Annotated in this window: 25 protein-coding genes and 2 pseudogenes; 10 read left to right on the top strand and 17 right to left on the bottom strand. The window is 42.0% G+C overall.

Annotated features, from left to right (window positions below):
- Nucleotides 1–114: 114 nt before the first annotated feature.
- The 6 genes and pseudogenes from rluB to FTT74_RS02685 form a co-directional block, all read right to left on the bottom strand.
- Nucleotides 115–1,035: pseudogene (gene rluB, locus FTT74_RS02660) on the bottom strand (23S rRNA pseudouridine(2605) synthase RluB); the annotation flags it as partial.
- A 41-nt stretch (nt 1,036–1,076) separates the two neighbouring features.
- On the bottom strand, nt 1,077–1,670 hold the full coding sequence (scpB, locus tag FTT74_RS02665; RefSeq protein WP_004972340.1) for an SMC-Scp complex subunit ScpB: 594 nt from the start codon (nt 1,668–1,670) through the stop codon (nt 1,077–1,079).
- Complete coding sequence (locus FTT74_RS02670; RefSeq protein WP_096902076.1) at nt 1,667–2,461, bottom strand: ScpA family protein; 795 nt, start codon at nt 2,459–2,461, stop codon at nt 1,667–1,669. Before FTT74_RS02670 ends, scpB begins: the two co-directional genes overlap by 4 nt.
- Before the next feature lie 219 nt (nt 2,462–2,680).
- A complete protein-coding gene (locus tag FTT74_RS02675; RefSeq protein ID WP_179988533.1) occupies nt 2,681–2,962 on the bottom strand; it encodes a hypothetical protein in 282 nt (93 codons plus the stop codon).
- Nucleotides 2,963–3,030: 68 nt separating this feature from the next.
- The gene (locus FTT74_RS02680; protein WP_004972336.1) at nt 3,031–3,648 is read right to left on the bottom strand and encodes an L-threonylcarbamoyladenylate synthase; all 618 of its coding nucleotides are present in this window, start codon (nt 3,646–3,648) and stop codon (nt 3,031–3,033) included.
- 91 nt (nt 3,649–3,739) lie between these two features.
- Nucleotides 3,740–4,402 carry an elongation factor P hydroxylase gene (locus tag FTT74_RS02685; RefSeq protein ID WP_096902070.1) on the bottom strand — a complete coding sequence of 221 codons (663 nt, stop codon included), beginning with the start codon at nt 4,400–4,402 and terminating at the stop codon, nt 3,740–3,742.
- Between the two features lie 98 nt (nt 4,403–4,500).
- Here FTT74_RS02685 and FTT74_RS02690 point away from each other — a divergent pair, with 98 nt between their 5' ends.
- From FTT74_RS02690 to lysM, 6 genes are all read left to right on the top strand, one after another.
- The gene (locus FTT74_RS02690) at nt 4,501–5,058 is read left to right on the top strand and encodes a DUF177 domain-containing protein (RefSeq protein WP_131260705.1); all 558 of its coding nucleotides are present in this window, start codon (nt 4,501–4,503) and stop codon (nt 5,056–5,058) included.
- A 76-nt stretch (nt 5,059–5,134) separates the two neighbouring features.
- The gene (rpmF, locus tag FTT74_RS02695; protein ID WP_004972331.1) at nt 5,135–5,317 is read left to right on the top strand and encodes a 50S ribosomal protein L32; all 183 of its coding nucleotides are present in this window, start codon (nt 5,135–5,137) and stop codon (nt 5,315–5,317) included.
- A 204-nt stretch (nt 5,318–5,521) separates the two neighbouring features.
- Complete coding sequence (gene fabD, locus FTT74_RS02700; RefSeq protein ID WP_179988534.1) at nt 5,522–6,508, top strand: ACP S-malonyltransferase; 987 nt, start codon at nt 5,522–5,524, stop codon at nt 6,506–6,508.
- Nucleotides 6,505–7,239 carry a 3-oxoacyl-ACP reductase FabG gene (gene fabG, locus FTT74_RS02705; protein WP_004972328.1) on the top strand — a complete coding sequence of 245 codons (735 nt, stop codon included), beginning with the start codon at nt 6,505–6,507 and terminating at the stop codon, nt 7,237–7,239. Before fabD ends, fabG begins: the two co-directional genes overlap by 4 nt.
- 83 nt (nt 7,240–7,322) lie before the next feature.
- Nucleotides 7,323–7,559 (top strand): acyl carrier protein, encoded by a 237-nt coding sequence (gene acpP, locus FTT74_RS02710; RefSeq protein ID WP_001279871.1) that lies wholly within the window; start codon nt 7,323–7,325, stop codon nt 7,557–7,559.
- Between the two features lie 250 nt (nt 7,560–7,809).
- Entirely contained in the window at nt 7,810–8,283 is a 474-nt protein-coding gene (gene lysM / locus FTT74_RS02715) for a peptidoglycan-binding protein LysM (protein WP_004972325.1), read from the top strand.
- A 341-nt stretch (nt 8,284–8,624) separates the two neighbouring features.
- On the opposite strand, the gene FTT74_RS02720 is transcribed toward lysM, so the two are convergent.
- The 4 genes from FTT74_RS02720 to FTT74_RS02730 form a co-directional block, all read right to left on the bottom strand.
- Nucleotides 8,625–9,908 carry a ribonucleotide-diphosphate reductase subunit beta gene (locus FTT74_RS02720; RefSeq protein ID WP_178319240.1) on the bottom strand — a complete coding sequence of 428 codons (1,284 nt, stop codon included), beginning with the start codon at nt 9,906–9,908 and terminating at the stop codon, nt 8,625–8,627.
- A 139-nt stretch (nt 9,909–10,047) separates the two neighbouring features.
- Nucleotides 10,048–10,182, bottom strand: coding sequence for a hypothetical protein (locus tag FTT74_RS13860; protein WP_004972322.1), 135 nt, complete (start codon nt 10,180–10,182; stop codon nt 10,048–10,050).
- Between the two features lie 62 nt (nt 10,183–10,244).
- Entirely contained in the window at nt 10,245–10,439 is a 195-nt protein-coding gene (locus FTT74_RS02725) for a hypothetical protein (RefSeq protein ID WP_179988535.1), read from the bottom strand.
- 88 nt (nt 10,440–10,527) lie between these two features.
- Nucleotides 10,528–13,350, bottom strand: a complete 2,823-nt coding sequence (locus FTT74_RS02730) for a ribonucleoside-diphosphate reductase subunit alpha (protein WP_179988536.1) — start codon at nt 13,348–13,350, stop codon at nt 10,528–10,530.
- A gap of 590 nt (nt 13,351–13,940) precedes the next feature.
- Between FTT74_RS02730 and bfmR the strand changes: the two genes are divergently transcribed.
- Nucleotides 13,941–14,657, top strand: coding sequence for a response regulator transcription factor BfmR (gene bfmR, locus FTT74_RS02735; protein ID WP_096902057.1), 717 nt, complete (start codon nt 13,941–13,943; stop codon nt 14,655–14,657).
- 62 nt (nt 14,658–14,719) lie between these two features.
- Nucleotides 14,720–16,387 (top strand): sensor histidine kinase BfmS, encoded by a 1,668-nt coding sequence (gene bfmS / locus FTT74_RS02740; protein WP_131260700.1) that lies wholly within the window; start codon nt 14,720–14,722, stop codon nt 16,385–16,387.
- 103 nt (nt 16,388–16,490) lie between these two features.
- Here the strand turns inward: bfmS and putP are convergent, their stop codons facing one another.
- From putP to FTT74_RS02765, 5 genes are all read right to left on the bottom strand, one after another.
- The gene (putP, locus tag FTT74_RS02745) at nt 16,491–17,981 is read right to left on the bottom strand and encodes a sodium/proline symporter PutP (protein ID WP_179988537.1); all 1,491 of its coding nucleotides are present in this window, start codon (nt 17,979–17,981) and stop codon (nt 16,491–16,493) included.
- Between the two features lie 221 nt (nt 17,982–18,202).
- Nucleotides 18,203–19,060 carry an SPFH domain-containing protein gene (locus tag FTT74_RS02750; RefSeq protein WP_004972306.1) on the bottom strand — a complete coding sequence of 286 codons (858 nt, stop codon included), beginning with the start codon at nt 19,058–19,060 and terminating at the stop codon, nt 18,203–18,205.
- Nucleotide 19,061: 1 nt separating this feature from the next.
- A complete protein-coding gene (locus tag FTT74_RS02755) occupies nt 19,062–19,547 on the bottom strand; it encodes an NfeD family protein (RefSeq protein ID WP_179988538.1) in 486 nt (161 codons plus the stop codon).
- Nucleotides 19,548–19,677: 130 nt separating this feature from the next.
- Entirely contained in the window at nt 19,678–20,595 is a 918-nt protein-coding gene (locus tag FTT74_RS02760) for a patatin-like phospholipase family protein (protein ID WP_096902052.1), read from the bottom strand.
- 62 nt (nt 20,596–20,657) lie between these two features.
- Complete coding sequence (locus FTT74_RS02765) at nt 20,658–21,311, bottom strand: 1-acyl-sn-glycerol-3-phosphate acyltransferase (protein WP_004972299.1); 654 nt, start codon at nt 21,309–21,311, stop codon at nt 20,658–20,660.
- 227 nt (nt 21,312–21,538) lie between these two features.
- Between FTT74_RS02765 and FTT74_RS02770 the strand changes: the two genes are divergently transcribed.
- Nucleotides 21,539–22,822, top strand: a complete 1,284-nt coding sequence (locus tag FTT74_RS02770; protein ID WP_179988539.1) for an MFS transporter — start codon at nt 21,539–21,541, stop codon at nt 22,820–22,822.
- A 272-nt stretch (nt 22,823–23,094) separates the two neighbouring features.
- Here FTT74_RS02770 and FTT74_RS02775 read toward each other — a convergent pair whose 3' ends face one another.
- Nucleotides 23,095–23,772, bottom strand: a complete 678-nt coding sequence (locus tag FTT74_RS02775; protein WP_178866190.1) for a YetF domain-containing protein — start codon at nt 23,770–23,772, stop codon at nt 23,095–23,097.
- A 149-nt stretch (nt 23,773–23,921) separates the two neighbouring features.
- Here FTT74_RS02775 and FTT74_RS02780 point away from each other — a divergent pair.
- A pseudogene (locus FTT74_RS02780) lies at nt 23,922–24,310 on the top strand (endonuclease domain-containing protein).
- A gap of 148 nt (nt 24,311–24,458) precedes the next feature.
- On the opposite strand, the gene FTT74_RS02785 reads toward FTT74_RS02780, so the two are convergent.
- A complete protein-coding gene (locus FTT74_RS02785; RefSeq protein ID WP_136144609.1) occupies nt 24,459–25,034 on the bottom strand; it encodes a hypothetical protein in 576 nt (191 codons plus the stop codon).
- Between the last annotated feature and the right edge of the window lie 39 nt (nt 25,035–25,073).

The following is a 25,073-nucleotide window of genomic DNA, read 5'->3' on the forward strand; positions in this document are numbered from 1 at the left end:
ACGTTCGCGGTTGCCATAGCTGTTACCATCTTGACGACGCTCACGGTTGCCGTAACTGTTACCGTCTTGGCGTGGTTCGCGGTTGCCGTAACTGTTACCGTCTTGGCGTGGTTCGCGGTTGCCGTAACTGTTACCGTCCTGACGACGTTCACGCGGTGCAAAACCTGTGTTTTGTGCAGCTTCTTCGATGTCACGACGTTGCTGACGCAAGAAACCACCACGACGTGCTGCCAATGGTTTTTCTTGCATACGCTCATTGCGACGTTTTGCCATGCCGTACAAACCTGTGCCTTGACGTGGTTTTAATTCAACTGCTTTGGCAAGGTTGTCGATGTCATTTTTATCCAATTCCATCCAGCGACCTGTACGCAATTCACGCGGTAAAATTACCGTGCCGTAACGGGTACGCAATAGACGGCTGACTTTCAGACCTTGTGATTCAAAAATACGACGAACTTCGCGGTTACGACCTTCTTTTACCACCACTTGATACCAGCGGTTAATACCATCACCGCCAATTTCAGAGAAAGATTCAAACTTGGCAGGGCCATCATCTAGCACTACGCCGCGCAGCATGTTGTTTTTCAGTTGTGGTGTCACTTCACCCATCACACGAACTGCATATTCACGTTCAATTTCGTTCGATGGGTGCATTAAACGGTTGGCTAATTCACCATCGTTGGTGAATAGCAATAAACCTGTCGAGTTAATGTCCAGACGACCAACCATTACCCAACGATCATTGGCAATTGCAGGCAGGTTATCAAATACAGTTGGGCGCTGTTCTGGGTCGTTGCGTGAGCAAATTTCGCCTTCTGGTTTGTAGTAAATCAGAACGCGACGACGAATTTCATCTTCAATTTGGAACTGAACTTTACGACCATCGATGCGAAGCTCATCACCTGGTTCGATACGTTCACCCACTTGGGCAACTTGGCCGTTGACACTCACACGACCAGCGGCAATGACTTCTTCCATATAACGGCGAGAACCCAAGCCTACTCGTGCGAGTACCTTTTGCAACTTTTCACTCATGACAGCATAACCTTAGAAATGATCATCAACAGTTTACCTATTCAAGACACAGACGCAGATGCATCGAGTGCCATGAAAGCTTCCTTGGCATCCTGTAGGGGAGGCAATTGACTTAAGGAATTCAAGCCAAACGCATTTAAAAATTGAGGCGTTGTAACCAACAACGCAGGTCTTCCTGGGAGTTCTCGGAAACCTGATTCTTTAATCCAGTTCCAATCAAACAATGTGCGTAAAATTTGACTATTGTTTGATACTCCGCGAATTTGTTCAATATCTGCTCGGGTCACAGGTTGGTGGTAGGCAATCACCGCCAGTATTTCTAGCAGTGAGGGCGAAAGTCGGGTCGGACGTTCAGGCCACACCTGTGTAATAATTGTACGATACTTTGCCCGCACCTGAAAACGGAAACCTTGTGCGGTTTCGATCAGTTCAATCGAGCGACCATGTTGTAACATGGCCAATTGTTGTAAAAACTGGCGTAATTGCGCTTTGCTATATTTATCTTGAAAAGCTTCTTTCAGACGCGCTAAAGACACAGCACTGTCACTGGCAAAAATAATTGCTTCGAGTTGCATCAGCACTTCATGCTGTTGTTCGCCTTCAGACAAGCTCGAAATTATGGGTTCTGGATTCATGCCTGCGCCCCTTGAATGCTCAATGGTGCTTCAATCCCACTGCTGATAATGCACACTTTTTGCTGGCGAGTCAGTTCTAAAATCGCCATAAAGGTCACAACCATGCCCATGCGTCCCTGACTTGGTTTTAGCAACGCATCAAAACTCAGTACTTCACCCGATGCGAGTTTGGCTTCAATAAATGCAATCCGTTCTTCAAGTAAAACAGGTTCTTGCAAAATTTGATGGGTGACAGGTTCAGGACGATTAAAAATGCAGAACAAGGCATCACGTAATTGATCGGCTGCATAGCCAACATTATTGACTGCGGTATGCCCTAAGCTAACATTGGTAGCAAAAGTATCGCGTTCTAAAACAGGCATTTGCCCCAAGCGTTCAGCTGCTTGTTTGACTCTTAAATAGGTTTCTAAACGGTCAATCAGCTCTTGTTTTGGGTCTTTTTCAATGCTGCTGATACTGGCAGGTTTAGGCAACAATAGGCGGGATTTTAAATCGGCCAGTAATGCCGCCATCACCATATAATCGGCAGTCAGTTCAATATTTAGCGATTTCATGGCATCCATATACGACAGATATTGCGATGCAATCGGGGCAATATCTAACTGAAGTAAATCGAAGCCATTTTTTTGAATCAGGTAAATTAAAAAGTCGAGTGGTCCTTCGAAATGCTCTAACAGAATTTCAAATGCTGCAGGAGGAATATACAAATCCTCAGGAATCGACTCTTGCCACTCATCTAACACACGAATGTGTTGGGCAGGTTCCATCGCATTGTGGAGGGATTGATTCATTACAGTGTTGGGCCACGCGAATTTTCAAAAGCATGCAAATGCTATTTCCGCTTCAGATAAGAAGGAGATGGAGAAATAGCTCAGAATTAATAGCGGTTAGTCTAAAGGATATCGTGATTGAAATAAATCTGTTCTACGACCAAATATCAAAAAAAGCCTAAAATAAATCGGGATTGAGGGAGATTTAAGGCAAGTTGTAAAAATTAACTCATTCAATCTTTAAGTATTTATTTCTGTTTTATTCTGTAATGCGTATTCAATCATTGCCATGCAGCTGTCTTGTAAACACAGATTACGAGTTTGCGATTGCGCTAAAAGTGCTTTACATAGTGCTGCATCTAAAAAGTAAGTATAAGAATCGGGAGGTTCAGGCATTGTTGCTGTGAATGCAGTTTTGGAACATACGATTGCATCGGACTCTAATGTCCAAGGATGTTGCACATAAATGTGCATCTCATCCGAGAACTGCTGCAAATTTAACAATACCTGAAATAAAGTCATCGGTTTAATTCATGCAAGCAAGGCTTTTAAACTGCCGTGCTGTCAATCACTTTGAAGGTAGTGAATGCTTATTCAAAAGCACTCACATCTCCCACACCACGACGCACAATTTGCGGGTTGTCGCCCGATAAATCAATAATACTGGTGGTGCTAAGTGTGCCTAAGCCACCATCAATCAGTACATCAATACGTTTGTTGAGTTGTAGATCAATCTCGTATGGATCATCTAAAGGGTCTTCTTGCCCCGGTAAAATCAGGGTGCTGGTCAGTAAAGGTTCGCCTAATTCTTTAAGCAGCATGCGACAAATGGGGTTGCTTGGAATACGCAAACCAATGGTTTTTTTATTGGGATGCATCAAGCGACGCGGAACTTCACTGGTCGCAGGTAAAATAAATGTGGTGACCGCAGGCGTATTGTTTTTCAGCAGACGATACATGGCATTGTCCACTTTGGCGTAGGTGGCAATATCCGATAAATCGGCACAAATAATGGCGTATTGGTGTTTTGCGCCTAAACCACGAATTTGTGAAATGCGCTCCATCGCGTTTTTATTACCAATTTGGCAACCAATCGCATAAGCAGCATCGGTTGGATAGACCACCACATCGCCTGCGCGTATGCGTTCAACCGCTTGGCTGATTAGACGCGGCTGTGGATTTTCAGGATGTACTCTTAAATGCAACATATGAATTCCTCAGTAGCGTAAATGTGACGTTAGGCTCATTATGAAAGGGGATTGATGTCACTTGCAATCATTGCCTTGTGCTTTATTACATTTAATCCAAATTTTTTCGTTCAAACTCTGCAATTTGTAATGTTTTGCCACCTCGGGTGCAGTAACAAATACATTCAATAAAGCGTTTTGCATCGCGTGGTAATTTGGCTTCTCCGTTAAAATAACGCTGCACTTGGGCAAAGACATTGTCTTTAAATGTGCGGCCATCTCCACCTTCACCGGTCAGGTTATCTAAAGATACACGGAATTTTCGTCCAAACGCTTGAGCAAACAGCCATTCAATGGCTTGAGGTTTAATTTCAACCTGTTCAAATAAGGCTTGTTGTTCCTGAGTACGACCATCGGGAGCATACCAATAGCCTAAGTCTGGCAGTAAACGTCGTTGTTCGCCTGCGATGCTCCAATGGCTAATTTCATGTAAAGCGCTATTAAAGAAACCATGTGCAAATTGAATACGTGCAGGCTGTGTTGCCGTGGCAGGAAAGTACTCAGGTTCAAAATCACCTTTGACCAAGTTCACATTTAGGTGGGAAAACCAGTGATTAAAGTGTAAGATGAGCCAGTCCACCTGTTCCGTTTCTGTATTGAGTTTTGCCCAGTCCGAGAGTTGCACTTGGGGGTGCGAAGTGTCAGAATTGGTGGTTGGAAGTGTGCTCACAAGTGATGAAAAATTCACTTCTGTTTGCGGCTGCAACAGATGCATGACTGTGTTACCCAAAATTGGTCTGTCTAAATAAGTACAAAATTGTATCTTAATCTTTGACAGAGTACTGATGAATTTGTAGAATTGCCGCCTTAATTATGTCAGCAAATACCTTTCCGGCACAGATTGAGCCGTTTAAATGGGCTGAACAGGGCTTTACATGGTCAGGTAACCTGCCATTGTCTCGCTTTGCTCGTATCGCCCGTGAAGCTGTTGGATCAATTGATGATCAATTGGTTAACATAGACTGTAAGCTATCAATGGATGCGTATCATCGCATTGTATGGCTAGATGGTCATATTGAAACGAGAGTTCCAATGGAATGCCAACGCTGCTTGGGTTCTGTAGAAATAGACCTCGTTTCAGATTTTCATCTAGCTCTTGTGGATGATGAGTCACTGATAGAGCGCTTGGATGAGGATGCTGATTTCATTGTATTAGGTGAAAGTGAAGCCACCACCAAAGGCGATTATGATTCGCCTGCGACGGCTAATTTACTGTCACTTATAGAAGATGAATTGTTATTGTTGTTGCCTTTATCTCCTAAGCATGACGCTTGCGAGCATAAGCATCAACCTGCCATTCAGAACATTGCCGAAGAAAAACGTGATAATCCGTTTGATGTTTTGGCAAGTTTGAAAGGTAAACTTAACTGAAAATTATGTTATAATTTTTAGTTAAGACAACTCAATTTGTTCTGATCCATTTTTTCGATCTTTGTAAGGAGCCATCATGGCCGTTCAGCAAAACCGTAAAAGTCGCTCTCGCCGTGACATGCGCCGTTCACATGACGCTTTAACCGAGAATGCATTAACTGTAGACCAAGCTACTGGTGAAACTCATCGTCGTCACCACGTAACTAAAGATGGTTTCTACCGTGGTCGTCAATTATTCGCTAAAGCAGATGCTGAATAATTGGTGATGTATTAAGCGTCAAGCTTAGTAGAAAAAATGGGAGCGTAAGCTCCCTTTTTTTGTGCACGATTTTTGTTGTATTTGGCAATTACTAAAAACAAAATTAAGTGTTAAATTTCCGCTCCATAACTGAGCTTACATGAGAAGGTGTGGGTTGTAGCTGCAAAAAACTACAATTTGCGCATCTTAATTAAAGGATTTTTTATGTCTGCTAAACGACTCGAGCAAGCAGCTCAAGCCACTAAAACTGCATTTGTCTTTCCTGGTCAAGGCTCACAAAAAGCCGGTATGTTGGCTGAGCTTGCAGAACAGTTTAGCGGTGTGCGCGAAACATTTGCAGAAGCCTCTGAAGCGATTGGCTTTGACTTATGGCACATTGCACAAAGTGGTGAAGGTTTAGACCAAACAGAATTTACTCAGCCTGTATTACTCACTGCAAGTATCGCTTTATGGCATGTGTGGTTAGAGTTGGGTGGTGTTGCACCAAAATATTTGGCAGGACACTCATTGGGCGAATACAGCGCATTAGTAGCTGCAGGCAGCTTGAGCTTGGGCGATGCCGTTAAACTGGTAAACTTGCGCGGCAAATTAATGCAAAACGCTGTGCCACAAGGTCAGGGCGCAATGGCTGCCATTTTAGGCCTTGAAGATGCCAAAGTGCTTGAGCTATGTGAACAAGTGAATGTGCAAGGTCGTGGCTCGGTAGAAGCAGCCAACTACAATGCACAAGGGCAAGTGGTTATTGCAGGCGATAAAACTTTAGTCGAAGCAGTAATGGCATTGGCCAAAGAAAATGGCGGTAAAGCCATTGCCCTGCCTGTATCTGTACCTTCACACTGTTCATTGATGAAACCTGCTGCCGAACAGTTTGCACAAGCTTTGGAACAAACTGCCATTGAGCTACCGCGTATTCCTGTAATACAAAATGTCAACGCTGGAATCGCGGCAGATGTTGCGCAATTAGGTCAGGCACTCACTGCGCAATTGTACCAATCGGTGCAGTGGACACAAACCATGCAATACCTACAAGATCAGGGTATTGAATATATCGTGGAATGTGGCCCAGGCAACGTATTGGCGAATCTTGCGAAGCGTTTACCGAATATCGAAAAAGCATTCCCACTCGACACACAAAGTCGTATGGAAGATGCACTAAATGCCATTTTAGTGGCAGAAGGGAAAATTGCATGACACAAGAACGTAAAGTTGCATTAGTCACAGGTGCAAGCCGAGGGATTGGTGCAGCCATCGCTCAGCAACTCATTCAAGACGGTTTTTTTGTGGTAGGTACTGCCACTTCTGAAGCGGGCGCAGAAAAATTATCGGCAAGTTTTGCAGAAAACGGTGCAGGTAAAGTATTGGATGTCCGTGATGGTGCAGCCATTGATGCATTGGTTTCTGAAATTGAACAAAGCTATGGTTCAGTTTTGGTTTTAGTTAACAATGCGGGCATTACCAAAGATAATTTGTTACTGCGTATGTCAGAAGATGATTGGGATGACATTCTCAACATTCACTTAAAGGCAGTTTACCGTTTATCTAAACGTGTCTTGAAGGGCATGACCAAAGCACGTTTTGGACGCATTATTAATATTAGTTCTGTGGTAGCACATTTTGCGAACCCAGGACAAGCGAACTATTCTGCGGCAAAAGCCGGTATTGAAGCATTCAGCCGTAGCCTTGCCAAAGAAATGGGCAGTCGTCAAATTACAGTAAACTCGGTTGCTCCGGGCTTTATTGCAACTGAAATGACAGATCAGCTAAGTGAAGAAATTCGCAAAAAAATGAGTGAGCAAGTGGCATTAAACCGTTTAGGTGATCCACAAGATATCGCAAATGCAGTGAGTTTCTTGGCTTCTGACAAAGCTGGTTACATCACTGGTACAGTGTTACACGTAAATGGTGGTTTATACATGAGCTAAGCTCAAGTATAAACTTTCAAAATTTTATAGATTCAATTAAACTAACGGCATTAAAAACGCCACAAGCAATGAGGAGAATTCCTGTGAGCGATATCGAACAACGCGTTAAACAAGCGGTTGCAGAACAACTTGGTCTTAAAGCTGAAGAAATCAAAAACGAAGCATCTTTTATGGATGACTTAGGTGCTGACTCTTTAGACTTAGTAGAGCTTGTAATGTCTTTCGAAAACGATTTTGACATCACAATCCCAGACGAAGATTCTAACGAAATCACAACAGTTCAATCAGCAATCGACTACGTAACTAAAAAACTTGGTTAATTGTTGATTTCAGCTCTGCTGAAATGAAAGCCACCGCAAGGTGGCTTTTTTATGCGCTGTCGTTTTTACAATCGAATATGAAAAAGGCGCATTTTGTTAAATGTGTGATGTAGCTTACATTTTGTTACCAGGCTAGTGTCTAATCACAACCGAAGTCGCTTATTTTTTTAGTTATAAATGAATGAGAACAGAAACGTGCTTATGTAAGTGAGCGACGCTTTATAACAGCAGAAAAAAATAGGAGTACCTCATGGGTCTTTTTGATTTTGTAAAAGGGATTGGTAAGAAAAATACAGCACCTGCAGAGCCACAAGCTGCACCAAGCACACCTGCAGAACCATCAGCACAAGAAATTGCCAATAAACTTTTGGGGCATGTGAAAAGTTTAGGCTTACCTGTGACAGGTTTATCGGTGAGTTATAACGCAACTACTGACTTAGCGACAGTGCGTGGACAGGTCAACAGTCAGGCAGACCGTGAAAAAATTATTCTTGCAGTGGGTAATATTGACCATGTTGCACAAGTAGATGATCAACTCACCGTTGCAACCCCAGAACCAGAAAGTAAGTTCTATACAGTAAAATCAGGCGATACCTTATCTAAAATTTCTAAAGAGTTTTATGGGGATGCCAACCAATACAACAAAATCTTTGAAGCTAACCGTCCATTACTAAAAAATGCCGATGACATTTTCCCTGGTCAAGTGTTGCGTATTCCTGCTTAAATGTGAGCAGTCTGAATAAAAAAGGCGCGTGATGCGCCTTTTTTTATTTTGTTTTTTGTAGTTTTTGGGGTGTTAGATTATTGTCCTATTCTCATAATGAACAAAAGAAGTAAAAAAAGACTTTGTTGTATAAATATTTTGTAAGATAACGATTTTTAAAAGTTTGTGGAAATTTTAAAAAATAAATAAATTAAATAAAGCATAGTGTTATGTGTTTGTATAACCAAGCCATTAAATACTAGGTCGAATCTTTAAAAAAACCGCCATGAATGGCGGTTTTCTCAATGACAACTCATGTGTCGCACAATGACAGCATATGTATCGAGTGACGCAGCGCTGTATTACCAGCTCAACGCACCGCCCGTCTGATAATCAGTCACACGCGTTTCAAAGAAGTTCTTCTCTTTACGCAAGTCCATCATTTCAGACATCCATTGGAACGGGTTGTTTACGCCAACAAACTGTTCAGGTAAACCGAGCTGACTTAAACGACGGTTACAGATGAATTTCAAATATTCTTCCATCATACCTGCGTTCATGCCCAATACACCACGTGGCATAGTGTCACGTGCATATTCAATTTCAAGCATCGTGCCTTCAAGAATCATTTGAATCACTTCTTGCTGGAATTCTGCAGTCCACAAGTGCGGGTTCTCAATCTTGATTTGGTTAATCATGTCGATACCAAAGTTCAAGTGCATAGATTCATCACGTAAAATGTACTGGAATTGCTCTGCAACACCATTCATTTTGTTACGACGACCCATCGACAAGATTTGGCTGAAACCGCAGTAGAAGAAAATACCTTCAAGTACACAATAGAATGCGATTAAGTTGCGTAGCAAAATTTGGTCGTTTTCAGGTGTACCTGTTTTGAAAGTAGGATCGCTTAAAGATTGCGTGTACTTCAAGCCCCATGCTGCTTTACGTGCAACCGATGGTACTTCGCGGTACATATTGAAGACTTCGCCTTCATCCATACCTAAAGATTCGATGCAGTACTGGTAAGCGTGAGTGTGAATCGCTTCTTCAAAGGCTTGACGCAAAATGTACTGGCGGCATTCTGGGTTGGTAATGTGGCGATAAATAGCCAATACCAAGTTATTAGCAACCAATGAGTCTGCGGTAGAGAAGAAACCAAGTGAACGCATAACAATGGTGCGCTCATCTTCAGTTAAGCCATTTTCAGACTTCCACAACGCGATGTCGTGGTTCATGTTGACTTCTTGCGGCATCCAGTGGTTTGCACAACCATCTAGATATTTTTGCCATGCCCATTCGTATTTGAACGGTACAAGCTGGTTTAAGTCTGCACGACAGTTGATCATGGCTTTATCATCAACCTGTACGCGCGATGCACCCATTTCCAGTTCTTCAAGACCAGGAGCAACGTCCAATTGATCTAGAGCGTTAGATGCTCTTGCCAACGGATCGGTTGAATCTGTTGTTCTACTTCTAGGGGCTGCAGCGGGTTGTGCAGCTGCCACAGTCGTCTGTGGTTGCTCTGCATGAGATACCATCTGCGTATCATGCGCTTTTTGCGGCTCGACGGGCGCAGACTTGTGTTCAGGAGCAGCCGGTTTTTGCGAATCATCTTCGAAATCGTCCCAACTTAGGATAGACATATCAATTCTCTCTTCGTTGCTTTATATCTTTTATGGACATCCAGCTACGCTGAGATGTCTTAATATACGCTTAATTTGTGAAAGCAAAATTAAGTTTTGCTCATCTTGGTCTGAAAAATGTACATTCCGACCAATTTGCTCACGACTTATTTTGCTTTCGTTGTTGTTTTGCCGCTTGTACCCAAAAGTAAGCAATCGGTGCGTAAAACAACACTACAAAGGAAACCAGCAAGACCGCGAGTCCTAACATATAGTTGTGGGTCATGTGTGGCATGGTGATTTCCTTGGTTATTCAACTGGATTGGTTGCCCTAAGTTTTAAGACAACCAAAAAATCTTATAAATTAAAAGTTGAACTCAATAATTTTGTTACTAACTCATTCTCTAACAGAATATTAATCGCTAGCAAAAGGCTTGATGTTGCTTCTACTAAATTTGCACAACTGTTTAAAATATCAGCTAAAGCTAGTAAAAATGTAATGATTAATAAGCTCACGATAGCTCCATTTATATTGTAAGAAGCTACTTTCATGGCGATGTGCTAGTAAAAACATCTACTAGAGTCACATTATTTGCCACGTAGGTAGCTAATAATGTTTTCTGACTTCTAGTTATTTATTTTACTGACAAGCCTCACAATCAGGATTATCAATACTACATGCCATTGGCACTGGTGCTGCTTGAGCAAAATCTTCATCAACAGCTGCAGACGCTTCTGGTGTAACGGCTGCCACAGGGGCTGCTGTTACTGTTGCAGGTTTTACTGCGTTCAATGCGCCCGTGTTAATGGTCGATTTCTCTGCAGACGTTGCACCCAATGCACGTAGGTAATAAGTCGTTTTCAGACCACGTAACCATGCCATTTTATAAGTCAGGTCAAGTTTCTTACCGTTTGCACCTGCAATATACAAGTTCAACGATTGCGCCTGATCAATCCATTTTTGACGACGTGATGCTGCATCTACAATCCAGCGTGGTTCAACTTCAAACGCAGTCGCAAAAATCGCTTTCAATTCTTCAGGAATACGTGAAATTTTTTGTACTGAACCTTCAAAGTGTTTCAGGTCATTCACCATCACAGAATCCCACAAATCACGCTCTTTCAATGCACGAACGAGGTAAGGGTTGATTACTGTAAATTCACCAGACAAGTTCGATTTCACATACAAGTTTTGGAATGTCGGCTCAATAGACTGAGAAACGCCACAAATATTTGAAATGGTTGCAGTCGGAGCAATCGCCATCACGTTTGAGTTACGCATACCATCTTTTTGAACTTTGGCACGTAAGCTGTCCCAATCCAAACGCTGTGTACGGTCTACTTCAAACATACGTTCTGGACGCGATTTCGCCACAATGTCTAAAGAGTCAATTGGTAAGATGCCTTGATCCCACAATGAACCTTTAAATGTTTCGTAAGTACCACGCTCAACCGCTAAGTCGCTAGACGTTTGAATCGCGTAGTAGCTGATCACTTCCATAGATTCATCGGCAAATTCAACTGCAGCATCTGAACCATAAGCCAAGTTCATCTCATAAAGCGCATCTTGGAAGCCCATGATGCCCATACCTACAGGACGATGTTTCAAATTTGAATTGCGTGCTTGTGGTACAGCGTAGTAGTTGATGTCGATGACGTTGTCGAGCATACGTACTGCAGTTTTAATAGTACGTGCTAATTTTTCACGGTCTAACACACCACCTTGAACGTGTTGCACAAGGTTGATTGAACCCAAGTTACATACCGCGATTTCATCTTGGTTAGTATTGAGGGTAATTTCAGTACACAAGTTAGATGAGTGCACTACACCAACGTGTTGTTGCGGTGAACGTAAGTTACATACGTCTTTGAATGTGATCCACGGGTGACCTGTTTCAAACAACATTGACAACATTTTGCGCCATAAGTCCTTCGCACGAAGTTTTTTATGCAGCATGTTAGTTTCTTTGGCAATGCTTTCGTAGTACGCATAACGCTCAGCAAAAGCTTCGCCCGTCAAGTCGTGCAAGTCTGGTGTTTCAGATGGCGTAAACAATGTCCATTCTGCATCTTCAAAGACACGTTGCATGAACAAGTCTGGTACCCAGTTTGCGGTGTTCATGTCATGGGTACGACGACGGTCATCCCCCGTGTTTTTACGTAGTTCTAGGAATTCTTCGATGTCTAAGTGCCAAGTTTCTAAGTAAGCACATACTGCACCTTTACGCTTACCACCTTGGTTGACCGCAACCGCAGTATCGTTCGCCACTTTTAAGAATGGCACAACACCTTGAGATTTACCGTTAGTACCTTTGATGTACGAGTTCAGCGCACGAACTGGTGTCCAGTCATTGCCTAAACCGCCTGCCCATTTAGACAGCATTGCGTTATCACGCATTGCGCCATAAATGTTGTAAAGGTCATCAGAAATGGTAGTTAAGTAACAGCTTGATAACTGTGGACGTAGCGTGCCTGAGTTAAACAGGGTAGGTGTAGACGCCATATAGTCGAAGCTAGACAATAAGTTATAGAACTCGATTGCACGTGCTTCACGGTCATCTTCATTGAGCGCCAGACCCATCGACACACGCATGAAGAACAATTGTGGAAGTTCAAAGCGTACGCCATCTGAGTGAATGAAGTAGCGGTCAAATAAAGTTTGCAGACCTAAATAGGTAAACTGGTTTGAGCGTTCAGGCTGAATTGCTGCTGCAAGTTTAGCAAGGTCAAACTCAAGCAAGTCTGCAGAAAGCAAATCAAGTGCTACACCTTTTTTCAGGAAAGTTTCTAAAGCGTCACCTTCAGGAGTATCTACAGATAAGCCCAAGAACTCTAAACCTGTTGCCACCAAGTCATTACGCAATAAACGCGCAGTCACATAGGTATAGTTTGGTTCTTGTTCAATACGGGTACGAGTCGCCATCATCATGGTGGTAGAAATGTCTGACTCTTTTACGCCGTTGTAAAGATTTTTTACGGTTTCATCAATGATGGCGTCTACATCAATGCCTTCTAAACCTTCGGCAGCTTTATTTACTGTCGCTTTTAACGCACCTAAGTCGAGTGGTTTAAGCTGACCGTTGGCATCGGTCACTTGTAAGGTTGGGTGATGATTTTCACCTGCTTGCTTACGTGCTTCAGAGCGTTGTTCACGGTAGATGACATAAGCACGGGCAACTTTTTGTTCGCCAGTACGCATCAGCGCAAGTTCAACTTGGTCTTGAATTTCTTCAATGTGAATAGTTCCGCCAGACGGTAAACGGCGATTGAACGTATTCAGCACCATTTCTGTCAGTTGTTCGATACGATCATGAATACGGCTTGAGTCTGCGCTTTGTTGACCTTCTACAGCCAAAAACGCTTTGCCAATTGCAACTGCAATTTTTTCAGCATCGAAAGCGGCAACATCACCAGTGCGTTTAATCACTTGTAATTGACCGGGGGTTGATGTGATTACGCTCATGTCAGCATAGCTCCATTGTCATCTATTGTTATGTTTATGGACCATTTAAACTGGGCAAAATTTAGGCCACAGTGTTTGAGGAATAAACACAAGACTTAGTGGTTTAAAATTGAATTGAACACAAGATACGGGAAAATTGAGGGTAGATCAATATTGACTTTTTTTTTTAAATTTTGACTTTTTCTGAATTAAAATTTATCTCAAAAATACCGAATTTTGTCCTATTGGCTATAAGCCTTATCAGACAAGGGCATAGCATAACAAAGCTCGGAAAAACTGCTTATAGATAACCTTGTGGATAACTTGAAAAGTTAAGAGATAATTTTTCCAAATCAAGCAAGGGCTTGATCTAGTGCAAAAAATACCCATTTTGTAACTCAATATTTCTTAAATGTGCCCAAAAATCACTAAAACTAGAAAAATACTATAAATTCAATGCTTAATAAAAATATAACAAAATAATACGCAGATGTATCAGTTTGGTGAACGGCATCTTGTTTACAATGTAAACGTGTGTATATTGCAAATTATATCAAGACCTATCTCTCAGATTTTAAAAGGATAGGTCGAATCCAATAAAGGGACAGGTTATGAGTCAAGAAGAAAAGTTACCAAAAATTTTAATTGTTGAAGATGATGAACGCCTTGCACGACTTACGCAGGAATACTTAATTCGCAATGGTTTGGAAGTTGGGGTAGAACCAGATGGCAACCGTGCGATTCGCCGTATTATTGCCGAGCAACCTGATCTTGTGGTGCTCGATGTGATGTTACCAGGTGCCGATGGTTTAACCATTTGTCGTGAAGTTCGTCCACATTATCATCAACCAATTTTAATGCTGACTGCGCGTACTGAAGATATGGATCAGGTGCTAGGTCTGGAAATGGGTGCAGATGACTATGTTGCAAAACCTGTGCAGCCGCGTGTGTTGTTGGCGCGTATTCGTGCTTTATTGCGCCGTACCGACAAAGTGACTGAAGATGAAGTGGCACAGCGCATTGAATTTGATGATTTAGTGATTGATAACGGTGGTCGTTCTGTAACTTTAAATGGTGAATTGGTTGATTTCACCAGCGCAGAATATGACTTGTTATGGTTATTGGCTTCAAATGCAGGGCGTATTTTATCTCGTGAAGATATTTTTGAGCGTCTACGCGGCATTGAATATGATGGTCAAGACCGTTCAATTGACGTGCGTATTTCACGTATTCGTCCAAAAATTGGCGATGATCCTGAAAATCCAAAACGTATTAAAACTGTGCGCAGTAAAGGTTATTTGTTCGTTAAAGAAACCAACGGCATGTAATACGCTTTTTTCTGAGTCAAATACTGGCTCACATATAAAATAAGTCACATAGGACGGATTTTGTGCTTAAACACAGTATATTCTTGCGCATATATGCAGGATTGGTGATCTTAGTTGCAGTAGTTGCCATTTTGGCGTACTTATTGGTGCAAATCATCAACTATCAGCGTGCGCAAGAATATCGTGAGTCTTTAACTGATGGTATGGCTTATATTATTAGTGAAGGGATTGCACGACAGCAAAACGAACAGCAAAAGAAAGACTGGATTTCTGATGCATCCGATTTGCTGGAATTGCCCATCTACTATGTGCAGGCAGACAAAGTAGATTTGTCGCGCGCAGAGCTTAGACGGATTAAAGAACGTAAAGCGGCTGTGCGCTATAATGCCGAAAATATGATTGCCTATATTATTTTGGGTATGAAAGATGATCCAAATCATTATTTATATATCAAGGCAGATAAAATTACAGAACGGCAAATGAAAGCTTTGCCGATTTTTGTTTTAGATTATTTGGTGTATTACCCAGGTCAGGAAAAAGAATATCTAGCCAAAATTCAGCAGCACTTTTCTTATCCGGTCAATATTAAAAATATTCAGGAACTGCCACTCGATTCTGAACAGATTGGGCGTTTAAGACTCGATCACAGCATTATTTTATATCGTGACAATGCCACCGTGCGTGGTACAACCATCTCGATTGTGTCACCGATGCCAAATTCACCCTCAGAAGTCTTGGTTTTAGGGCCTGTGCCGTTATTTAACTGGATGCCATTCCAGTTGGCAGCAGGCATTACCTTGCTCAGTATGTTTATGTTGAGCTTGGGGGTTTATGGTTTGATCTTGCCTATGCAACGTAAGATCCGCCAAGTGAACTATGCCTTAAACCGCACCAAATCGGGTGATTTAAACATGCGTTTGCCTGTAGATGGCACAGATGAAATGGCAAGTTTGGCATCTAGTTATAACAGCATGTCCGACCATATTCAGCGTTTGATTGAGGCGCAGCGTGAACTGATGCGCGCTGTATCGCATGAGCTGCGCACGCCTGTGGCACGTATTCGTTTTGGTATGGAAATGCTGGCAGAAGAAGATGATTACGAATATCGCTTACAGCAAGTCGAAATGATTGATAAAGATATTGAGGCTTTAAACACCTTGATTGATGAGATCATGACCTATGCCAAACTTGAACAGGGCATGCCATCTTTAGAAATTGAAAAGATCGTTTTGGTTGAAGTGCTAGAGCAGGTGGCTACGGAAACAGAAGCATTGAAAACCCAAAAAGATATTCAATTGCTTGCCCCACCTGTGACTTTGGAAGTGGAAGCTGAACGCCGTTACTTGCACCGTGTGGTACAGAACTTGGTGGGCAATGCAGTCCGTTACTGTGACCATAAAGTCTTGATCAGTGGCGGTATTAACGAACAAGGCATGGCCTATGTTTGTGTGGAAGATGATGGGCCGGGGATTCCCGAACAAGACCGAGAACGTGTATTTGAAGCCTTTGCTCGTTTAGATGACAGCCGCACCCGTGCTTCAGGTGGTTATGGTTTAGGTTTGTCTATTGTAAGCCGCATTGCTTATTGGTTTGGTGGCAAAATTGAAGTCGATCAGAGTCCGAACTTGGGTGGTGCACGTTTTATGATGGTTTGGCCTGCCAAACGGTTTAGTAAGGCAAGAAAAAAAGCCGCAGCAGAGAAAGAAAAAACCACCGATTCATTGACTTGAATTGAGTGCACCAAAACTAATTTTAGACATAAAAAACCAGTGCAATTCAAGGCACTGGTTTTTTTTAATTGCTTTTTTATCTCTATGCAGATCAATCTACAGCTTAGTGCGATTCTTTATATTGCTGATCGGCCTGTTCAAAACGGTCTGTCACTTCATGACTTGGCACTTTACCCAATAAACTCACCACGACAATCGCAATCCAAGAACACACAAAGCCTGGAATAATTTCATAAATACCCGTATCTGCCCAAAGGTTTTTCCAAAGAATGACCATAAGTGCGCCGACAACCATCCCCGCCAATGCACCATTTAAAGTCATGCGTTTCCAGAACAAAGACAAAATGATTAGTGGACCAAATGCTGCACCGAAGCCTGCCCAAGCATAAGAAACCAATCCCAAGACTTTTGATTCAGGATTACCCGCCATCCAAATAGCAAGCAGCGCAATCATGAGTACCATGCCGCGTCCGACCCACACCAATTCATTTTGTGAGGCATTTTTACGCAGGAACGATTTGTAAAAATCTTCGGTTAAAGTACTTGAACAGACCAAAAGTTGACAGCTTAGGGTACTCATCACAGCAGCTAAAATTGCAGCCAGTACCACACCTGCCACCCACGGATTAAACAGGATTTTGGTCAATTCCATAAATACTGTTTCAGGATTGGCATTGACCACACTTGCCAGTTCAGGATGTTGCTGGAAGTAGGCGATACCAAAAAAGCCCGCAGCCACCGCACCGCCTAAACATAAGGTCATCCATGTCATGCCAATACGACGTGCATTCGGAATAGACTTGACTGAATCAACTGCCATAAAACGCACTAAAATATGTGGCTGTCCAAAATAGCCTAAGCCCCATGCCATGAGGGAAATGATCGCGACCCAGCTTAAATCACTGACTAAATTCAGCGCCTGCGGACGAGCCGCTTCTAAAGCAAGTGTGACTTGGCTTAGGTCAGAAAAGCTGAGTAGGGTAATGATAGGGGTCAGCAAGAGCGCAAAAATCATCAAGCCAGCCTGAATGGTGTCCGTCCAGCTGACTGCCAAGAAACCACCAATAAACACATAGCTGATGGTGGCAATAGCACTAATCCACAATGCAGTGCTATAAGGCAGATCAAACATACTTTCAAATAAACGCGCACCTGCAACCATGCCCGAAGCACAATAAATCGCAAAGAAAATTAGAATTACGCAGGCAGATACAATCCTTAAAATTTTTCTTTGATCATTAAAACGGTTAGAAAAATAATCAGGCAAAGTCAGTGCATTGTGCTGTACTTCGGTGTGTACTCGTAAACGACCTGCCACCAAAAGCCAGTTTAGCCATGCGCCAATAATCAGACCAACGGCAATCCACATTTCAGACAAACCTGAAAGATAAATGGCACCGGGCAAGCCCATCAGCAACCAACCACTCATATCGGATGCGCCTGCAGAAAGTGCGGTGACAAAACTGCCAAGACGACGACCACCTAAAATGTAGTCCGAGAAATTTCGAGTCGCGCGATAAGCCAATAAACCAATGACAATCATGGCGACAATATAAAACAGGAAAGTAATAATGGTGGGGTTGAGTGCGCTCATACAGTATCCATTTGGGTTTTGGACAGTCGATTAAAATACAGACCGCTGCTAGATGTGAGTCACTCAATTTGGTGAGTGCAGAGATCTCATCTGCGGTGCTGATTTCATCAAGAAACGCGAAATTTAACCATACATTAAAAAATATTTCAGATTTTTTTCTGAATGGGCATAAAATAGGCAGCTTGAAAGCTGCCTATCATCTTGATGTTTATCTGATTTGCTTATGGATTATTGCGACCCATAACACCACGAATGGTATTCAGGACATCTGCAGGTAAGACCACAGTTTTGGCATTGTTCGATTTCGCCATATCTTGCATGGCTTTTACATATTGCTCACCCAATAAGTACGCCACAGGAATTTCTTTATCACCCACCGCAGAGCTAACCATTTCAATAGCACGTTGAGAAGATTCTGCCAATACAACTTGCGCTTCTGCATCACGACGTGAAGCTTCCAAACGACCATCGGCTTCTAAAATAGCCGCTTGTTTTTCACCATCGGCTTTGGTTACGGTAGCACGACGCTGACGTTCTGCTGCAGCTTGTTCTTCCATAGCTGCCTGCATGGTATGCGATGGTTTAATATCCTGAATTTCTACAGTTTTAAGGGTAATTCCCCAGTCTGAAATATCATCAGAAATGGCTGCTTTGAGTTTGGCTTTGATGTGATCACGTGAAGACAAGGCATCATCCAAATCCATTTCACCCACAATAGAGCGCAATGAGGTTTGAACAAGGTTTTGAATCGCCCAAGTATAGTTTTCAATGCCATACACTGCTTTTTCAGGAGTCGTGAGGTTTATGTACGCAACCGCATTCATGAGTAGAACTGCGTTGTCACGGGTAATAACTTCCTGAGATGGAATATCTAATACAATATCTTTGGTGGTGACTTTATAGGCCACTTCATCGACATAAGGAATGACGAAGTTAAGTCCCGGTGCAAGTGTGGTGTGGTATTTACCCAGACGTTGCACAATCCACTTATAACCTTGCGGAACAATTCGCACGCCTTTAAAAATGGTAATTCCAACAAAGGCTAAAATCGCTAAAACAATAATAGATCCACCAGACATTTTAATTTCTCACTTTTTCGTTGCCATGTGCGCTGTGATGCGGCTGCACCACCAAATCATTACCCAAAATATCAATCACGCGAATACGATCTCCCACTTGCACAGGGCTTGCGGTGCGGCAGTTCCATTCGTCTGAACCAAGTACGGGCATCGGGAAACGGACTTTAATTTGATCATGTTCTAAGTTGGTTTGAATGACCATGCCAATTTGTCCAATAGTGGCTTCGCGTGACAAGCCTGCTTTGGTTTTATCGGTAGATAAGGGTTTGATAAATTTAAACCACGCCAAGGTACACAGTACCGACAAGATAATCCACATCACCAATTGGGTAGTGGTACCCATCATGGGGAACATCCAGTATAAAATACCGACCATGACTGCCCCAATGCCAAACCATAAAGCGGCAAACGCAGGCAAGACCAGTTCTGAAAGCATTAACAGAACGCCTAGTACAAACCAGTGCCAAGGTTCAAGAACGAATTCCATACATCTACTCGCGTATTTTTTACGATTGGTTAATTCTAATTGCTTAGAGAAACGCATCGACTTAAAAAGATGCGCTCTCATCACTTTAACAGATCAATAAGTTTATGAATATTAAAAAAATCACTGAATCCTAAAATTTCGGACGCGGTGCAGGTTTCAGCGCGGCAGGTGATTTTTTAAAGTTATTGATGGCTTGCAGAATTGCTTTGACCTGTAATTGTGCGGCTTTTTCACCTTCTAAAATGGTTTGGTTACTGGCTTTTAAATCTAGAGTACCAATATGTCCAACTTTAGGTTGAATCACGATATTGGCCTGCGCCAATTCCTGATTGATGCTTTGCTGCCCCATAATATTGAGGGTTTGATCGAGTAAGCCCCACATGCTGACAGGTTGATTGCCTGTCGGACGTGCAGAAATATCCACTGCAATGACTAAGTCGGCACCCATCGCTTTAGCCGTCTGTACGGGAATTGGGCTGACCAAGCCGCCATCCACATATTGTGTTCCGCCAATGGTGGCAGGTACAAAAACATTCGGAATACTGCAAGAGGCACGTACGGCTTGACCAGCATTGCCTTTAATAAAGTCGGCTTTACGTCCATTATCTAAACGTGTGGCAACGGCAGCAAAACGAATTGGAAATTTTTCAATCGGTTTATTGGCTACGTGTTGATTGACAAAGTCTTGTAACTTTTGACCTGCAATAAAACCCTGACGGTTTAAGGTTAAATCACGAATGTCGGATTCTTTAAAGGTTAGGGCAATATGTTGGAGCTGATAAGGACTTTTACCACTGGCGTATAAACTGCCGACAAAGCTGCCTGCACTGGTGCCTGTGACAATTTTTGGTTTAATCCCGTGAGACTCTAAAACTTTAATGACGCCAATATGTGCAAAACCTTTAGCACCACCGCCACCCAGCGCCAGTGCAATTACAGGTTCACGTGCTTGGATAGGTGTGGTGCTTGGCGGTGTTTTTGTTGTTTTGTCGCAGCCAGCCAAAGTTAGAGCTAGTACGCCCACTAAAGAATAACGAATCAGTTGCATATCAAATCTAAATTTAGATCAAAGAATATTGCGCCCATCTGAACAAAAAATAGAAACTTTGACTAGCCCTTTTTCAAAAGCTTTTGTAACGGTTTTGCCAACCAATGTGGATTTTTAGCCGAAAACTTGCCGTGATATTGCGTATAAATTGCATCTAAATCTTGAGCATAATCGCCCGTAGGATGAAACACGCCCAAAATATGAATGGTTTTGTGTGCATAATCAAAAGAGAACATCACAATTGGGATATTGGCGCCGTAGGCAATATGGTAAAAGCCACTGCGGATATTTTCGGCTTGTTTACGTGTGCCTTCGGGCGCCATACCAATCCAGATTTTTTCTTTTTTTCGTACAATCTCAATAATATCTTGGGTATGTCCTTGAGGAGAATGGCGCACCACAGGAATTACCCCAATCCAGTTTAAAAGTGGCTTGAGTGGGGTTTCAAATAAAGTGTGCTTACCAAAAATAGTAATTTGAATACCTAAACCGAGTAGGGCGGTAAAACCATGCCACGCATCAATATTTGACGTATGCGGTGAGATAATAGCAACTGCTTTGGGCAAGTTGGGAAATTCGCCCACCATTTGCCAGCCTTGCGCCAAAAAAATATTTTTAAATAAAGCACGACTGCTGGCTGTTCCACGTTGTGGAACTTGGTCGGGTAACTGTGGAAATTGCCGTGCACTGCGTGCAAAAGGATTGGTGATTTTCATGAATGCGATGTCATCCTGACGTGCGTGATTAACAACAATAAATACCCAATATCATGACGCATGAATCTAAATCTATTCAAGATATTAGACTTTCGCTTTGTCTGATTCATTGGCAAAATAGTCGAAATCTGAATGTGAAAGTGATGAAAAATAACAATCCATTATTCAAAATTTTAGTGTAGTACTGTGTTTTTTTGATCTTTTGCCCATATCTAAATTGAGATGCTATGCCCAATTTGCGCCAAACTTATTTGTTGTTATTTTCTCTGTATTGGGCGCAGGGCTTGCCTGTTGGTTTTATGACCCATGCCTTGCCTGTGATTTTACGTGCGCAAGGTGTGTCTTTGGCACATATTGGCGGTTTCGGTTTGTTAATGCTGCCATGGTCAATCAAAGTGTTTTGGGCACCTTTGGTGGATCGCTTTGGACATTCATATTTTGGGCATTATCGTAGCTGGATTTTGCCGTGCCAGTGGCTGAGTGTTTTGGTGCTGATTGGGCTGTCCTTTTTACCGATTGAGTCCTTAAATCATCCTATATATTTGTGGGTGTTTTTTGTGGCTTTGCTCGGTATGAACTTGGTCGGTGCAACCCAAGATATTGCCACCGATGGTTTGGCGGTCAATATTTTACAAGCCAAACAGCAACATTGGGGTAATACCTTTCAGGTGGTTGGTTCACGACTGGGCTTTATTGTGGGTGGTGGTGCAATTCTGTGGGCATTGGATTGGCTAGATTGGCAAAAAACTTTCTTAATTTTAGCGGGATTGGTGTTTTTAAATACCTTGCCAATTTTAATGTTTAAAGAGCCACAACATGCTGCTAAACAAGTGCTTGTTCAAGCTCAAAGTAAAATGTCATTTCACGCACGTCTTGCTGCGATTCGTGAATATCTGCGCTATTTTGTGGAAACGCCTGTACTGTACGCATGGCTATGGGTGTTACTCAGCTTTAAAATTGCCGATGGTTTGGCTGGCCCTTTATTAAAACCTTTAATGGTAGATTTAGGCTTAAGCTTTTCTCAAATTGGCATTTATGTGACCATGTTGGGAGCAATGGCCGCTTTGTTGGGTGCAGGCATCGCAGGGTTGATGCTGAAATGGTGGTCTAGAGCGCATGCCCTCATCATTTTTTCTGTGCTTAAAATTTTGAGTTTAGTGGCCTATGCTTATTTGGCTGAATTGTATGAACAGCAAGTTGATGCTGCACACTGGCTGATTTATAGCATTAATGCTGCAGAAGATTTGTGCTCTGCCATGTTACTTGTGGTGATGCTGACCTTGATTATGCAGTACAGCCGTAAACAATACGCAGGGACCGACTTTACATTTCAGGTTGCGATTATGGCGACTGTGAGCGGGGTACTCTATACCCTGAGTGGAATGTTGGGCGATGCTTTAGGCTATGCGAATTACTTGCTGTTGATTTGTGTTGTTGCGATTTTATGCCTTGTCACGATCTGGAAATGGGCAAAGCTTGCGAAAAGCGCTCACTCATCCACGCTCGAATAAGAAGATAGATCATCAAGACAGAATGACAGGCTTAAACCACTTTAAAAAATTCATTGAGTGGAAAAAATAAAAGCGACCTTTAAAGAGTCGCTGGAGTATAAAAGGTATCCACATTGAAGTAGATACCGATCTCGTTTTTGTGATTTTCAAAAATTATTATTTGCGCTTTCAGTGCTTCACTTCGGCAGCGCAGGCAGTATAACTTTAAATTATGACAATCCTGCGACAGTTTAAGTCGCATAGAGATGTGTTGCAGGTAAAATCAGCATATTCTAGCTGCGGTATGGGGTATTGATTGCCTGTGTCCATTGTTGGTGATTACAACGCGGGCAGACTTCATTGGCATGTTTAAGTAAACGGACATGCCCGCAATACATGCAGGCATAATAAGTGTGTGGAACTATGCGGTACGCGAGTTGGCAAGCTTTAGGAAATAAGGGTAAACCATAGCGTGTGGCATCGCCATGAAAAAACAACATGCTGAATTTTCCATCACTTTCTAGTAAGCCAACACGTACTTGCCCTAAATGCTCCACGCCTTGTTGGCGCATTTCGGCAAAGAATTCATCATGCGACATTTTACCGTACTTAATTTTTTCTAAGACCAATTCACCATCTTCTACAATATATAGCGATTTACCTTCAATCAAATCTTCAAAGGGTTGGTATTTCATCATGAGCCATGTGGTCAGGCGATACATCCCAATCACCACTGTCATCACCACCAAGGCATGTACCAAGGGTAAATCTTCAGTGAACATAGGGTCGCCCGCAATAGAACCGAGCGATAAAATAATGGCCAATTCAAAAATAGAAAGCTGGCGTACTCCGCGTTTTCCTGTGAGGCGTAAAAATAGAATAATCATGCCAAACATGAGTGCAGCACGAATCATTAATTCTGCAACAAATGTCCATGTGGTGTCGTGAATGAAGATGGTGAACCAATCCATAGATTGTCTATTTTGTTATTTTGATGCTTGATACTATGCTTAAATTGAGTGGGTAAAATAGTGGTTTTGAGTAAAGAACTGCAATTATTTTAGTGGTTTAGAAACATAGAAATTTGTTATATTGCCTAAAAACTATAAATACAAAAATAATGAATCAGAAGATGAATTCACAACTATTACAATTTGCCAAATCTATGCGTCATGCTGCTACGGATGCTGAAAATTTGCTGTGGCAACTACTTAGTGCAAACGCTTTATGGTGCTCAAATTTAGACGTCCGTAGATGATTGAACCGTATATTGTAGATTTTTACTGTCATGAGATTGGCTTGGTCATTGAGTTGAATGGCGGTCAGCACAATACGGAAAATGGTCAGGCTTATGATGTCGAGCGCACTCAGTTTTTAGAGACTTTGGGCTTAACTGTCGTGCAGTATTGGAATTCTGATGTGTTGGGAAGGGTGGATGTGGTGTTGGAGGATTTGTGGCAGGTGTGTTCTGAATTGAAAAATACCTCTTTTATTAAAGAGGTATTTTGAAAATTATCGACGATTGCTTGATTCAAAATCTACACGGGGATCAGCACTTTCCGTAGTTACTCTGTAATTTGACGGTAAATTAACAGAATCTTTAACCCATGTAGGTCTAGGACGGCTAGAAGCTGTTAGGGTTGTTAAAGTATTTTGATTATTTCTTGATGTAGAGTTTTGAGAGTTCTGTGTATGTCTGGACATTGCATTCTCCCGTTAACCATAAAATTAATAGATATAGACATAATATGCTAAAAATAGCTGCTGCACAATTAATCTCTGAATAAGCTTTTTCTAAAGCAATAACTTTGTCTTCAAGCATTTGGGCATTTCGAGAAATTAAATCCTGATAAATTTCTCCCATATACCACAGGCATGTTCTTTCGTCATTATCCATAAAAGTGTTAATTAAATTGGTGTCATCCAACGGAACTTTTTCTAGTGCAGAAAGACTAAGTACTTTTGCAATTTTATACCAACAGCTTAGAATTGCTATAAACAAGATTACACATAAAATATATAAAATCCATTTAGTTAATGAAGTGCAAGCATAAGCAGTAAAAGTTTCTAACTTGGTTAGTGCTGCTGAGTAGGCAACTATCACAATACCAACCATTGTTGAATATTTAATTGCTTTATCATCCAGTGATTTACTTCTATCGATCTCTAGTTGATATTCATGCTTGGAAACTTCAAATAGAATTTTATATTTATTGATGTCATCTTGGCTCATATTGAAAAACAAAGGGCTGAATAATCAGCCCTTTATACA

It is taken from the genome of Acinetobacter sp. YH01007 (assembly GCF_013420425.1).
Taxonomy (GTDB): Bacteria; Pseudomonadota; Gammaproteobacteria; order Pseudomonadales; family Moraxellaceae; genus Acinetobacter; species Acinetobacter towneri.